Annotated in this window: 9 protein-coding genes; 4 read left to right on the forward strand and 5 right to left on the reverse strand. The window is 55.8% G+C overall.

From position 1 onward, the window contains the following. Positions 1 to 22 precede the first annotated feature (22 nt). From HMPREF3164_RS08525 to hemE, 4 genes are all read right to left on the reverse strand, one after another. Positions 23 to 1,387 carry a ferrochelatase gene (locus HMPREF3164_RS08525; protein ID WP_070450458.1) on the reverse strand — a complete coding sequence of 455 codons (1,365 nt, stop codon included), beginning with the start codon at positions 1,385 to 1,387 and terminating at the stop codon, positions 23 to 25. Next, a complete protein-coding gene (gene hemQ, locus HMPREF3164_RS08530; RefSeq protein WP_083297372.1) occupies positions 1,384 to 2,175 on the reverse strand; it encodes a hydrogen peroxide-dependent heme synthase in 792 nt (263 codons plus the stop codon). Before hemQ ends, HMPREF3164_RS08525 begins: the two co-directional genes overlap by 4 nt. Before the next feature lie 179 nt (positions 2,176 to 2,354). Then, positions 2,355 to 3,818 carry a protoporphyrinogen oxidase gene (gene hemG / locus HMPREF3164_RS08535; RefSeq protein ID WP_048754187.1) on the reverse strand — a complete coding sequence of 488 codons (1,464 nt, stop codon included), beginning with the start codon at positions 3,816 to 3,818 and terminating at the stop codon, positions 2,355 to 2,357. A 47-nt stretch (positions 3,819 to 3,865) separates the two neighbouring features. Further along, on the reverse strand, positions 3,866 to 5,053 hold the full coding sequence (gene hemE, locus HMPREF3164_RS08540; protein ID WP_070450461.1) for a uroporphyrinogen decarboxylase: 1,188 nt from the start codon (positions 5,051 to 5,053) through the stop codon (positions 3,866 to 3,868). A gap of 276 nt (positions 5,054 to 5,329) precedes the next feature. On the opposite strand from hemE, the gene HMPREF3164_RS08545 reads away from it, so the two are divergent. The 4 genes from HMPREF3164_RS08545 to HMPREF3164_RS08560 all read left to right on the forward strand — a co-directional run bounded on the left by HMPREF3164_RS08545 (position 5,330) and on the right by HMPREF3164_RS08560 (position 10,377). Further along, positions 5,330 to 6,577 carry a glutamyl-tRNA reductase gene (locus HMPREF3164_RS08545; RefSeq protein ID WP_070450464.1) on the forward strand — a complete coding sequence of 416 codons (1,248 nt, stop codon included), beginning with the start codon at positions 5,330 to 5,332 and terminating at the stop codon, positions 6,575 to 6,577. Positions 6,578 to 6,725: 148 nt separating this feature from the next. Beyond that, positions 6,726 to 6,953, forward strand: a complete 228-nt coding sequence (locus HMPREF3164_RS08550) for a DUF3107 domain-containing protein (protein ID WP_004005102.1) — start codon at positions 6,726 to 6,728, stop codon at positions 6,951 to 6,953. Positions 6,954 to 7,379: 426 nt separating this feature from the next. Then, complete coding sequence (locus tag HMPREF3164_RS08555) at positions 7,380 to 9,128, forward strand: DEAD/DEAH box helicase (protein ID WP_004005104.1); 1,749 nt, start codon at positions 7,380 to 7,382, stop codon at positions 9,126 to 9,128. Between the two features lie 7 nt (positions 9,129 to 9,135). Beyond that, positions 9,136 to 10,377: a DNA-methyltransferase gene (locus tag HMPREF3164_RS08560; RefSeq protein WP_141744120.1), complete on the forward strand. Its 1,242-nt coding sequence runs from the start codon at positions 9,136 to 9,138 to the stop codon at positions 10,375 to 10,377. A 162-nt stretch (positions 10,378 to 10,539) separates the two neighbouring features. Here the strand turns inward: HMPREF3164_RS08560 and HMPREF3164_RS08565 are convergent, their stop codons facing one another. Further along, positions 10,540 to 13,683 (reverse strand): type ISP restriction/modification enzyme, encoded by a 3,144-nt coding sequence (locus tag HMPREF3164_RS08565; RefSeq protein WP_141744121.1) that lies wholly within the window; start codon positions 13,681 to 13,683, stop codon positions 10,540 to 10,542. Positions 13,684 to 13,748 lie beyond the last annotated feature (65 nt).

The following is a 13,748-nucleotide window of genomic DNA, read 5'->3' on the forward strand; positions in this document are numbered from 1 at the left end:
GAACCCGCACATACGGCAGCGCTTATACGCGCTCATTGCAGCAGGCGCAGTCTTCCTTAGGGGTGTACTCCGCAATTACAGGTTTTTCCTGACCGCGCAGGGGTTTACAGCAGTCAGGGTCGCATTCGTCGAACCAACCGAGTTCGCCGGATATGGACTCCCCGAAAACGCTTTCGCGCCTGTCGTGATCGGATTCTGCGGGCTCGGCCATACGCTCGACAATCAGGCGGCGCAGCGATTCCACATAGGCGGGGTGCACGCCGGGAGTGGGGGTGCGCACCGCCACGATACCGTGGTTACGGCAGGTTTCCATCGCCTCGGTATCGAGGTCCCAGAGGACTTCCATATGGTCAGAGACGAATCCCAGCGGAACCATAATGATGCCGTCTACGTCACCGGCAATTTTATCGATGGCATCGTTAACATCGGGCTCTAGCCAGGGTGTGGAGGGTGAGCCGGAACGCGATTGATAGACGAGCTCCCAGTCGATGTTATCCAGAAGGCTCTCGTCCTGTTCGCGGATCTTTGCAAGAATAGCGCGCGCCACCTGCAGGTGTTTCTCCACATAGGCGGAACCACCCTCGTAGTCGATTCCGCGCGGGCCCGCCTCATTAGCGGCAGAGGTCGGCACCGAGTGGGTGCAGAACATAATGCGAATGCGCCCATTCCCGGCAGCCGCCGTTCCGTCAGCAATGCGCTCCGCTACGGTATTGCGAACCTGTTTCAGCCCGTTCTCTAAGCCCTCAGTAAAGGCCTCAACGAACCCGGGCGCATCGAAAAATTGGCGGATCTTATCAATGCGCATGCGGTCTTGAAGACCGAGTTTCTCCAGCGCCACGCCGTAGTCTTCGCGGTATTGGCGGCAGCTGGAGTACCCGGGGTAGGCACTGGTGGCGAGCACCAGAATATTGCGGTGCCCTTCCTCATAAGCCTGCTGTACTACGTCGGTCACATAGGGTTTCCAGTTGCGGTTTGCCCACACGATCGGAATATGCGGCCCGCGTTCCTGCATGGCTTCTCGAAGTGCTACCAAAAGCGCACGGTTCTGCTCGTTAATGGGCGAGATACCACCGTTTGCGCGGTAGTGGGTGGCGACTTCCTCCAGACGTTCATCGGGTATGCCGCGCCCCGCCGTAACGTTGCGCAGGAAGGGAATCACGTCTTCCTGTCCTTCGGGCCCGCCGAAGGAAGAAAGAATCACCAGGTCATAGGGGGCGGGCACGGCGGTGCGAGAGCGTGTAATACCGCACTCCCCCCGGTACGACTTTAGCGTCTCGGGGGTGAGCACTGCTGGTCCGTTGGAGGCGGTATTTGCGGGGTCTGTAGCGTTCGGGCAAACATCGTCCGGGACGTTCCCGCAGCACCCTGCGTGTACGGTCTCACTCACGCGAGCACCTCGGCGACATCGGCGGCATTGACACGACGACCGGTGTAGAAGGGAATTTCTTCACGCACGTGCAGGCGTGCCTCGGTATTGCGGAAGTGGCGCATCATATCGACCAGATCGACAAGTTCGGGAGCCTCAAGGGCGAGTACCCATTCGTAGTCGTTCAGGCCGAAAGTTGCCACAGTGTTCGCGAGCACCTGCGGGAAGTCGATAGCCTTCATGCCGTGGTTCTTGAGCATTTCGGCGCGGCGTTCGGGATTCATGTAGTACCAGTCGTAGGAACGCACGAAGGGGTACACGCATACCCATGCCTCGGGTGCCTTCTGGCGCGCATAGGCGGGTGCATGGTTGCGGGTGAATTCTGCCTCGCGGTGCACGCCCATAGTCGACCAGACAATGGTGGTCGCGCTGAAGAGCGCGGTACGGCGGATCTTACGCACGGCTGCCTGCAGCTTTTCGGGGGTCGGCCCGTGGGTCCACACCATAACGTCTGCGTTATCGCGCATAGCGGAAACATCGTAGAGCCCGCGCAGCGTTACGCCGTCCGCTTTGAGCTCTTCGATGAGCTGCTCGAACTCTGCAATAGCTTCCGCCGAGGATGCGCTCTCGGGACGCTGCCCGGCACGGGCGAAGACGGTGTACAGGGTATAGTGCAGGGTTTCGCCTTCTTCACGACCGCGTTTGTTCTCATCAGCTGGGGAATGCTGCACGGCATATCCTTTGGGCGCGCCCCCGTACCCGCTTCCATGAGAGCCGTGGGCTGCATTCTGATGTTCTTCGTGAGACATTTTCTTCCTTTCGGTGAAAACCGCCCAAGATTCGCCGGATACGTCGTATTCACCTGCGAGCCTTGACCAGACAGACCTTAGTCTGCCTGCGGTTATGCTCCTCACTCGTGAGGTTTTGTCTTCTGTTTTCTTTGGTTAACACGGTGCCTGCACTGCGCGGGCAGCCGCAAGTATCTTCGTCACTTCGAGGCGCGTTTTTGTGTTATGTGTGCGATGAATTGATCCAGCTGTTCCTGAGTATCGCGCACTACGGCGGCGAGTCCGGAACCTGCGGCCCACGAACCAACCGTGCAGACGGTATCGAGTTCTGCCGCGCGTTCACGGAAAAGCTGCACACGCTCGCGGTATCCGGGCGTTGAGAGAGGCAGCACGCCGTTCCAGCGAACAACATCTGCATCCACCAGATTTTGGGCGGTAATGGGCACGTCGAGCAGTTTCGAGGCGTCGCGCAAGGCGAGGGTGATCAGTTGGTCTTCGTCAAGAGAAACGTCAGAGAAGGTACTCTGCTCTCCCCCGCGGCCGTAGGAAAGTCGCACCACGTGGCGGTTCTTGCCTGCCTCTTCGGCTACCCACGCCCATTTAGCGGTGGCATGGGTGAGTGCTTTGGCGCGCACATTCGTCACGGCTTCGGAAACCAGCAGACCCGTACCACGCGGGTTCGAGTTAAGCGCGGGCTGATCGACAACGAGCGTTACAAGAGCAACCTCGGGACCGGGGTCAATATTAGGCAGAGAACTTCCCTTAATATGCGGTCCGAGCAGACGCGCAGCGGTGGAACCATCGGTAGCAATCACCAAATAATCGGCACCCACCGAGGCAGCTTTCTCACCGTCGCTGCGGCGGCGAATTACCACCCATTCATTAGTGATGGGGTCACGATCCACCGCGATCACGCCGCATTCGGGAATGTACCGCACGGGTGCGGGCATCTTCTCGATAAGCTGTTCGATCAACAGGTGCATGCCCCCAGAAAGTCCGGCGACCTGGGAACCCGCGGGTGCTTGAGCGCGTATCGCGGCGGAAGCGGCAGCTAGGGACTTATGCTTTTTCAGCCCTTCGCGTAAGCCGGGGATAACGGCATCAATATCGAGCATATCCGGGTGGGTCGAGTACACCCCGGAGACCACGGGCGCAACCAAGTTATCGAGTACTTTTTTACCCATACGGGCACGTACTAGTTCACCCAGCGTCTTTGCGTTGGCTCCAACCGAAGCAGGCAGAACCTTATCCATACGGGCGCGGCGCAAACCGCTTTTACCGAGCACACCGGCCAAAGATTTATCGGAAAGATCACCGGGAATGCCCATAATTCCAGTGCTCGGGGTCTTTCGGGCACCCTGAGGCAGATACAGCCATGAACCGTGGGAGTTAGGATGCACAATCTGGTCACCTAGACCTAGCTCTTTGACGAGGTTTGTCACGGTTGGGGTTCGGGTCGCATAGGATTCCGCACCGGAATCTAGCACCAAACCGGCTACCTTATGCGCGCCGAGGGCGCCTCCCAGATAATCATTCTGGTCTAGGACGGTCACGTTCACTCCGGCATCGGTAAGACGACGCGCCGCCAACAACCCAGAAATGCCGCCGCCGACTACGATGGCGCTTGGTGCATGATGATTCTTGTGCTGATGTACCATATTCATCCCCGTTAATGTTTCGGTTCTAACTGCCTCTCTTAAGAGTATCCGTTTTATGGGCGTCGAGTGCGTTGGTGAAGATATGTCACTAGATCGGTGAGCACCTGCGGATCCGTTGTAGGCGGTACCCCGTGCCCCAGGTTCACGATATGGGCGGGGGCGCTCGCCCCGGCGGCGAGTACCTCATCCGCGTGAGCATATAGAGTCTCACGCCCTGCAGCTAAAAGCGCGGGGTCAATATTCCCTTGAAGCGGCACCGCGCCGTTGAGCCTGCGGTTTGCCTCATCAAGGGGCAGGCGGTAGTCCACCCCAATCACATCGGCACCAGCCTCATGCATGGCGGGCAGCAGCTCGGCGGTCCCGGTACCAAAGTGAATGCGCGGCACCCCAAATTCTTCCACCATACCCAGGGCGGTGGCGGAGTGTTCCTGCACATACCGGCGGTAGTCAGCTTCGCCCAACGAGCCCGCCCAAGAGTCGAAGAGCTGCACAGCGGATGCGCCCGCCTCAATCTGTGCCCGCAAAAACTGCCCCGAGGTGCGCGCGGCCCACTGCGCCAGCTCCCCCCAAGCGAGAGGGTCGGCGTGCATCATAGTGCGGGGACGCAGGTGATCGCGGGAGGGACCGCCCTCAACCATATAGGCGGCAACGGTGAAAGGTGCACCCGCAAAACCAATGAGAGGGGTGGAACCGAGCATGTCGACGGTTGCTGCGACTGCCTCACGAATAGGGTCAAGTGCCGTATCGGTCAGTTCGGGCAGGGAACGCACTTCATCAAGCGTGCGCACGGGATGTTCGAGTACGGGACCGCGACCAGGCACAATATCGACATTCACGCCCGCGAGTTTCATGGGGATGACGATATCCGAGAAGAAAATACCGGCATCGACTTTGTGACGGCGCACCGGCTGCACGGTGATCTCGGCGGCAAGTTCGGGTGTCAAACAGGCATCCAGCATGGGAATTCCCTCGCGCGCCTTGCGGTACTCGGGCAGCGAACGCCCCGCCTGGCGCATAAACCAGACCGGACGATGCTCAGACGCGCGCCCGGTGAGCGCCCGCAGCATCGGAGAATCGGCGGTTTGAGCGGCACGCAGCGGGTGGGATGCATCCAGGCGCGACAGCTGCGCCTCGGTCAGCAAATCACGCTGGCGGTCTCTCGGGTGAGCACCCACCGTAGAGCGCGACTGCTGAGAATCTGCACCATTGGCGGCTCGCTGAGGCTGCTGGGTTTCGGTCATACCCTCTAGTTTGACAGGTTTTCGCGCCTGTTTTTATGACACGGTGTCATAAAGTGCTGCTTCATAACCCGTGTAAATTTTGGTGTAGGGTTACCTTATTTTTAAACCTGTTTTAGCTATCTCAAAATTTATTTACCCTAAGTTTTTATACACCGGTCCTTTGCTGGGCCTTGCTGGGCATAGTTCGGGACCTTTTCACACAAACTCACACTATTGGGAGCCAGCTCACGTTAGGTTACACTCACCGACTAAAAATGTGTTTATGATTATTGTCTAGTGGCTACGTACTCATTTGTTGCATCACACAGGATCATCGATCTCACCACCGTCGCTCTACTGAGCAACGGTGCAGCTGGCATACCCGAGCTTTTTCGTACCGAAACCGCGCAAAACTTGGGCGTTACCGGCACTATTGTGCTGGCAACCTGCAACCGCCTCGAAATTTATGTGCAGCTCTCAGTGGCCGAGCATTTAGGTCCCGTTAGCGATATGCTCTACGCCGAGATTGCGCAAAAATCTGAGCTCGATGCAGAGCTTATTGCGGGCAGTTTTGAAATCTACGAAAACCTTGAGGCCGCCAAACATCTCTTTACAGTGGCATCAGGGCTGGAGTCCGCCGTGGTCGGCGAGCGCGAAATCGCCGGGCAGGTGCGCCGTGCACTTGCCTACGCCCAAGAAGAAGGCACGGTTCCTGGGGAGCTTGTACAGCTTTTCGAGCATGCGGCACACACTGCCCGTCAGGTTGGGCAGCACACCACTATCGGATCACAGGGACGCTCAATCGTCTCGGTCGCCCTGGATTTGGCGGATGCGGTCGCTGAGAAAGACTGGAAAACCCGCCGTGCTCTCGTCTTTGGAACGGGTGCCTACGCGGGTGCTACTATTGCAGCCCTGCGTGAACGCGGATGCGAAGACATTTGGGTTAACTCCCGTTCGGGCCGTGCCCCGGAGTTTGCCGCAAAACGCGATGTTCGCGCGGTTCCCAAAGGTGAAACGTATAAGGCCATGGAACAGGCGGATGTGATTGTTGGCTGCTCGGGCGGGTCTGACTCGCTCTCCCCCGCCGAAATTCCACCGGGGCATCATACGATCCTTGATTTGGCGCTCTCCCGAGATTTTGACCCCGCTATTGCGGATCTGCCGCAGGTGGAGCTTATTACCTTAGAGTCAGTGCGCTTGGCAGCCCCCGAAGAAACTGAGGAGGCGGTCGCTACCGCCGAGCGCATCGTCGAGTCTGAGACTCAGGCCTTTGCTGCACGGCAAAAGACCCGCAATATTGATTCGGCGATCGTGGCGCTTCGTTCTCATACTATGGAGGTGCTGGACGAAGAGCTCGATAAGGTACGCAGCCAATTCGGTTGTACAGCCGCCACCGAGCAGCTCGAACTCGCAATGCGCCGCATGGTGAAGTCCCTTTTGCACACCCCCACGATACGCGCGAAACAGCTCGCAACCCAGGGGCGAACCTCCGACTACATTGCGGCGCTCGAAACGCTCTACGGAATCACCATCGACGACCGCTAATTGCGGGATAATCTTCTGCACGCTGCGCTTTATTCCACCGCAGCCCTAAGCCACAGGCGAATCATGCGCGCATCCTTACGGCATCCGCCTGGCAGGCACGGTACACTAAATCCAGAAGAAAACACCGCTGACGGCTTGAAGGGTCATCATGGAAATCAAAATTGGTATTCGTCACATTAGCCGCGAAGTTACGCTCGAAACCAAGGAAAGCGTAGAGACTATCCGCACCAAGGTAGCCGACGCCATTACGAACGGTTCCCTCCTTGAAATCACCGACGATAAGGGAGCAACCACCCTCGTACCCGGTGAGCAGATCGGTTATGTTGAGCTCGGCTCCGAAGAGAAGCGCCGCGTTGGGTTCGGTGTCGGCGCCTAACAGCAGGGGTACACCCAATAATTTTTACGAAGCTCGCATTCATGGTTTTGCCGTATGAATGCGGGCTTCGAGCATTCCTAATGATAGTAGGCATACTCGACATATCGACCTGTAAGGGTGCATCTGACGCCAAGACGGGTTAAGATTTAAGGGTTAAGTGGATGCCCGGTCGTTCTTGATATACCAGACACCGCGTCTTTCCGAGAGCCTGAGTTCTTTTACAGCAGGTACATCTTCAAGAGCTCGGCTTCGGAATATGAATTTCCCGCGATCGGCTTCCTTCACCTAGCGCCAGCCCGGCGTTGTGAACACACCGTGCTCCCCACAGCACAGTACTTGGGCAGCTACACGGCATAACACCTGTGCACACTCACGCACAGGTACGGGTGCGGCGCAAACCGCCCGATCAGGGCAGGAAGATATGAGATGACCGACGCTCAAAACGCGACGACCGATGAGGCCCAGCCTTCCTCAACACCACAGTCTTCCCCCAAGTCCTTTGCCGATTTTGGGGTCCGCCAAGATATTAGCGATGCACTCGCCGCTGTGGGCATTGTGAGCCCCTTCCCCATCCAGGAAATGACCCTGCCGGTCGCACTCGCCGGGCATGACATTATTGGGCAGGCAAAAACCGGTACCGGTAAAACCCTCGGGTTCGGTCTCCCCACGATTCAGCGTGTGGTGGGCCGTGACGACGATCAGTGGGGTTCACTGCAGAAGCCGGGGGCACCTCAGGCACTTATCTTGGTACCCACCCGCGAGCTTGCAATTCAGGTGGGTAACGATTTAGCGGTAGCCTCTAAACTGCGCAATGCTCGCGTGGCAACCCTGTACGGCGGTGTTCCCTACGAGCCTCAGGTCGAGCAACTCACCAAGGGACTGGAAGTTGTGGTCGGCACTCCCGGACGTCTGATCGACCTGTACCAGCACGGTGCGCTCACCCTCACTCAGGTTAAGACGGTGGTGTTAGATGAGGCCGATGAGATGCTCGACCTAGGCTTTTTACCTTCCGTCGAAAAAATTATGGGATACCTACCCACCGACCGCCAGACCATGCTGTTCTCCGCGACAATGCCTGGCCCGGTGATCACGATGGCGCGCAAATACATGACTAAGCCCATGCATATTAGCGCGGCAGACCCGGAAGATCACGCCAAGACCAAGGCCTCGATTCGTCAGGTGGTTTACCGCGTGCACCATATGGATAAGGACGAAATGCTCGGCCGCATCCTGCGTGCTCATGGGCGGGGACGCACCGTGATCTTCACGAAGACTAAGCGCGATGCTGCGCGTGTTGCCGATGAGCTTATTGCGCGCGGATTCGCCGCCGCTCCCCTGCACGGCGACCTCAACCAGGGCGCTCGCGAGCAGGCTTTGCGTGCTTTCCGCAACGGCAAGGTAGATATTCTGGTGGCAACCGATGTTGCGGCCCGCGGTATTGATGTGGAAGACGTGACCCATGTGATTAACCACCGCGTGCCCGAAGACGAGAAAACCTATCTGCACCGCACCGGGCGTACCGGTCGTGCGGGCCACGAGGGTACCGCCGTAACCTTCGTGGATTGGGAGGATATTGCCCGGTGGCGCCTCATTAACGATGCGCTCGATCTGGGCGTTTCCGATCCTGTGGAAACTTATTCTTCTTCTGAGCATCTGTTCTACGACCTGGATATTCCGCCGGGCACCAAGGGTCGCCTGCCGCGTTCCGAGCAGACCCTCGAAGGTTTGGATGCGGAGCACCTTGATGATTATGGCGAATCGCGCTCTTCACGGGGTAGCTCCCGTTCCTCTCGGGGTTCGCGTTCAGGTTCGCGCGGTTCTAAATCCCGCGGCTCCCGCGGCGGTTCTCGCAAGGCAAAGTCCGAAAAGCGCGGGGAGGCTTCATCTTCGAAGGATACTGCGCCGAAACGTGAACGCCGCCCGCGCCGCCGCACCCGACGCGTTGAGGGTGAAGCCGTTGAGACGCGTACCGAGAAAACCGCGGGGAAATCCGCCGAGAAAAAATCGGCTAAGAAATCCGGCTCTGCTAAGGATGGCTCGGTTGAGAAAACAGATTCTCAAGGCTCGTCGCGCCGCCGCAGCCGTCGCCGTTCCGGGAATATGGGCAAGGCAGACTCGACTGCAGCTAAGAAAGCGGGTCGAAAAAAGTCTGATACCGCATCGGGTGAGGAGTAAATAGCGAGTGAGCGAATCAGTATCCTCCGCCGATACATCTGTGCCCAAACGGTCGGGTACCGGCGATGTTCCAGTTTTCGATCCGAATGGTTCATCGCTGGTGGTTCAGGCCGATAATCTGGCGTATCTGAGCGAGCTTCCAAGTGCCTCGTTCACTGTGATCTACATTGATCCGCCGTTTAATACCGGCAAAACTCAAACTCGGCGTACCCTCAAAACTGCCCCCGCTGCAGAAGGCGAAGAACAGGGTAAAGGCAACGGTAATCGTACCGGATTTCAGGGCAAAAGCTACACGAGTGCCCTGCAAACCCTTGCGAGTTATCACGATGCTTTTGAGGACTACTGGGCGTTCTTAGAGCCGCGTATTAGGCAGGCTCACCGTCTGCTCACAGAGGATGGCACCCTCTACCTGCACCTCGATTGGCGTGAAGTTCACTACGCCAAGGTCATGTGCGACATGATTTTTGGGCGCGATTGTTTTATCAACGAGATCATTTGGGCCTACGACTACGGCGCAAAATCGACAAAGCGCTGGCCCACTAAGCACGACAATATCTTGATGTATGTCAAGAACCCGCAGGAATACTACTTCAATGCGGATGCGGTAGACCGTGAACCCTATATGGCACCCGGTCTGGTGACCGAAGAGAAAGCGGCACGCGGAAAACTCCCCACCGATGTGTGGTGGCATACGATCGTTTCGCCCACGGGTAAGGAAAAGACCGGGTACCCCACGCAGAAGCCGCTGGGTCTGCTCAAGCGGATGATTGCTGCTTCATCACGCCCGGGCGACTGGGTGCTTGATTTCTTCGCTGGTTCCGGTACCACCGGTGCGGCTGCGGCGGCATTGGGGCGCAGGTTCGTGTGCGTGGATCAGAACCCGCCCGCGATTGAGGTTATGGCGAAACGCCTGAACGTGGATGCCGAATCGTTTGCCGACTACCGCGGTGTGCCGCGCGGTGCGGCGGTGCTGTTTACTCCGCATCGTCACGTGGGGGTTCGCGGGGGTACCTCTCGGGATGCGCTCACGGCGGCATCGCGGCGCGCGCTGGCGGCGCAGAGTGAGAAGATTCGGGAGCGTGTGAAGCCTATTGACGGGGCGCACAGCCAGTTTGTGCGGCATCCTTCCACCGATGTTTTGGAACGCGAGCTGCGCGCCCAGGCCCGCGAAAAACTGCGTAAAGACCGCAAACGCCAAGAGCTGACGAAGAAACGGAAGCAGGTCAAGGAGACGGCGCCGTCTTCATAGCGGACTGAGCCGACATATGTCGTACACTTTGCTGCATCTTCGTAGGGTTTAACCGTACGATATGCGGCAAAGTGTACGACTTACAGTGATTACTTTAGTTGTCGGCGGCGAGCTTTAGCTGCGAATCTGGGCGCGGATCGCCTCAACAATTTCGCGGTTGGGCTATCCCTCAGATATGAATTCTTCACGCGGGATAAGGTCGCCCGCAAGGATATCGGCAAGTAGTTTTTCCTGCGCTGGTTCCAAATGCACCAGGTGGGTGAGAACGCACAGAAGTTCCTTGAATTCTGTGGTCCATTCACTCGGCCAGCTCTGTTGCACGATATCGTCAAGAGGTGAACTCTTACGACCGATAGGTTTCTTCAAGCGGTACTTAGCCCAAAGACCGATAGTCTGCTGACCTCCCACAGTGTAATCGAAAACCGCTTTTTTGATGTTGCTCCACCGGCTGGCACCAAAATCTATTTCACCGTGATTGTCATCTTCACCCGGTGTAAAGGCGGGTTTCTTTTCGGGCATAGCCCCACGCATACTCTTTTCGTACACGGGCATGGAGTACAGTCCATCAGTCGATTTATCGGTGACCCGAGTCATACCTGGAAGAGGTTCACCGCGTTCACCGTAGGTATGTAGCCACACCACATACTTACCCAGTTGTACCGCGCGAGACCATAGCTCTGCATCTGAGGTGAGCGGTACGCGAATGCCTGCCTGTTGCAGTTCGGTATCGAAGGTACGCACATACCCAGGATGTCCGGTCACCCCTGCCAGGTAGTACACCAGCTCTGTGGGGGCGTGTTCACCAAAGTTTTCAGTGAGTAAGCGTTCTGCTGCGCTCGTGAGGTTAGGCTTGCTAGCGGTATTCAAAGCAGGATGTACTCGGCCGCCGCGATTATTAAAAGCATTCATATCGGGGATAAGGGCACTAAAATATAGCCCTGGTCCTTTTTGAGGATTCCGTGCGTGCTGCTCAACAATAAAGATTTGATCTGGTACGCGGTGTTCCCAGAGTTTGGGGCGTGGAGTGCTCATAAGCCTCGGATCTGACAATAAATACTGTCGGTCAAAAGAACGATAATTAACTTGCACAGATGGCGGCACTAAGCGTAAATCCTGAGCATCTTTAAGCTGCTCTTCCAACGAACGTTCTGTACCTTGAGCAGTATCCTTACCAGGAAGAGAAGACTTACCTTTAAAGATTGAACTATCTCGATTTTCTACAAACTTAATCCGCCGTTTTTCTAGTTCTTCTTCCTTTTGTTTAGGTTGTCTCCGTTTATCTGATTCTAGAGGAGCCTCAGTAATTAAATCATTCCAGCGTTCTTGCAGAACCGACTCTGACGGCGCATAAACCCAGGTTTTATTCGGCTTCACGCCGGGGAATCGACTGGCATAAAAATCAGGAAGTTCAGGATAACTATCCCAATCTCCCACAGTTATTGGCATAAATTTATCGCTCCACCCCGAACGCACATCAGTAAATTCAGGAGAGCGCAGATCTAGTTTCGCTAGTGCCTCCATTTTCTGTTGGAAGGTACCGTGCAAAGCAATATATTTTAGGCCAGCTGGAGTATTTTCGTCAGTATCCGGCTCTCGCACAAAAAGCGCGATAGTGACCGGAGTTTCAATCGCAAAGACAGCATTCTTCTGCGGAGGACGTTTACCTTCCGGAGTCACGTTGATAATCCACCCTCGGCTAGATTTACGGCGAATATATTCGCGCATGCCCGAGAAGCCGGGGCCGCTCAAGTACCCGTCAGCAGTAATGAAACAGACTACACCCGCACGGTTGAGGGTATCCTCGAAATCACGCCGTGAATTCTCAAAAACCTTCCAGAATGCCCAACGCCAAAAATAGACATAAAGATTCTTCAGAACATACTCATATTTCCCCATTCCGGCGGCACGAAAATCATCTAATAGTGGTTTTTCGGCTGAACCACCATCTTCTATCCATCCGCCTTTTCCTTCTGCTTTATCTTTATACGGCGGATTACCAATGCACACTTGAATAGGTACTTCACGTTTTACCCTATTCGCACGATTCGATTGGTCAGCCAGCAGGCGCAGAGTATTCCCTGTCATCGGGCGATTGCGCGCCTTCGGGTTACCCAATGTATTCGTGACATAAAGGTTCAGCCCTTCCTCAGGCAGTTCACCTCCCAGGCCACGCAAAGTTTCTGAGATACGAAGTTCTGCTACCGAAAAAGGACCAGATTGCAGCTCAAAACCATAGAGGTTCTTGGCTAAACGGGTTAGGGCATCCGAGCGGTCGCCGGGGTCAAGGTTCTCGTCATGAGCGACTGCACGCAAAACAGCCAAAGGATAGGTTCCGGTACCCATCGCCGGGTCGATCACTGAGACCCCTTTATCGGCAAACCCGTGGGGTTTATTAAGATACTGGCGTAATACCTGATCGGTGAGTCGAACCATTTGATCGACAACTTCGACTGGGGTGTAGTAACTGCCAGTTTTCTTGCGCTGCTCCGGGTCATAGATACTCAAAAAGTGCTCATATAGATGCAGATAAACATCTGCTTTACCGCCCGAAATGTGTTTCCATGAGGTTACCGAAAGCACTCGTACAATAATCGCAAGTACATTGTGTAAGGCGCTGTCTTCATCAAGATGGTCTGTGAGCAGATTCAGTGCATTACCCAGCAATCCATGATTGGACTTTAGCCTGTTCGCCATATAGTGCAGAGTATTAATGTCGAGTTCTAGGCCTTCCGAAATAGCTACAACAAGTGCAAAGACCACAGTCTGCGCAAAACTGTCAGCAAATTCCTCATCAGTAGCACCTGGAGATAAAGTCTCACGCCAATCGGTGCGTAGTCCGATGAGTGAAGGCGGTACGGGTTCATCGTGCCCTTGGTCTTTTGCCCTCTTTTTAGCGGCTTCATGGACTTTCTTCTGCGCGGTTAAACCCAACAGAATCTCTTCCCGTAGCAAGACGGCTAAAGGTGCCAAGGTTTTCACTAGTTTATCCGCGCTAGTGATGGGGTTAGGCTCCCAGAATAAAAAGCTTTGTAAAATACCCTGTAATGATGGGGTCGCGGTAAACGGTCCCTTATGTTTTACAAAATCGGAAGTGTGAATATAGGCGATTTCGCTCTCATGACCGCTAGTCGTGACCGGTACCAACGCACCATACCGGTAGAGTCTCCACTCGCGACCATTGGTGTAGAGCAGGTTTGGCAGGTTCTTAAGCTTCTGCCACTGTTTATATTCATGACTTTTCTTAGTAAAAGTTGCTGGGTCAATGCTCTTTGAGGGAGCTTTCAGCTCAACGTGACCAACAAGCAACCCATTGACCTTGACGCCAAAGTCTGGGCGGACGGTACCAGATTTTTTGTTACCCCCCCCCCGCG

The organism is Rothia sp. HMSC08A08, assembly GCF_001808385.1.
GTDB lineage: Bacteria > Actinomycetota > Actinomycetes > Actinomycetales > Micrococcaceae > Rothia > Rothia dentocariosa.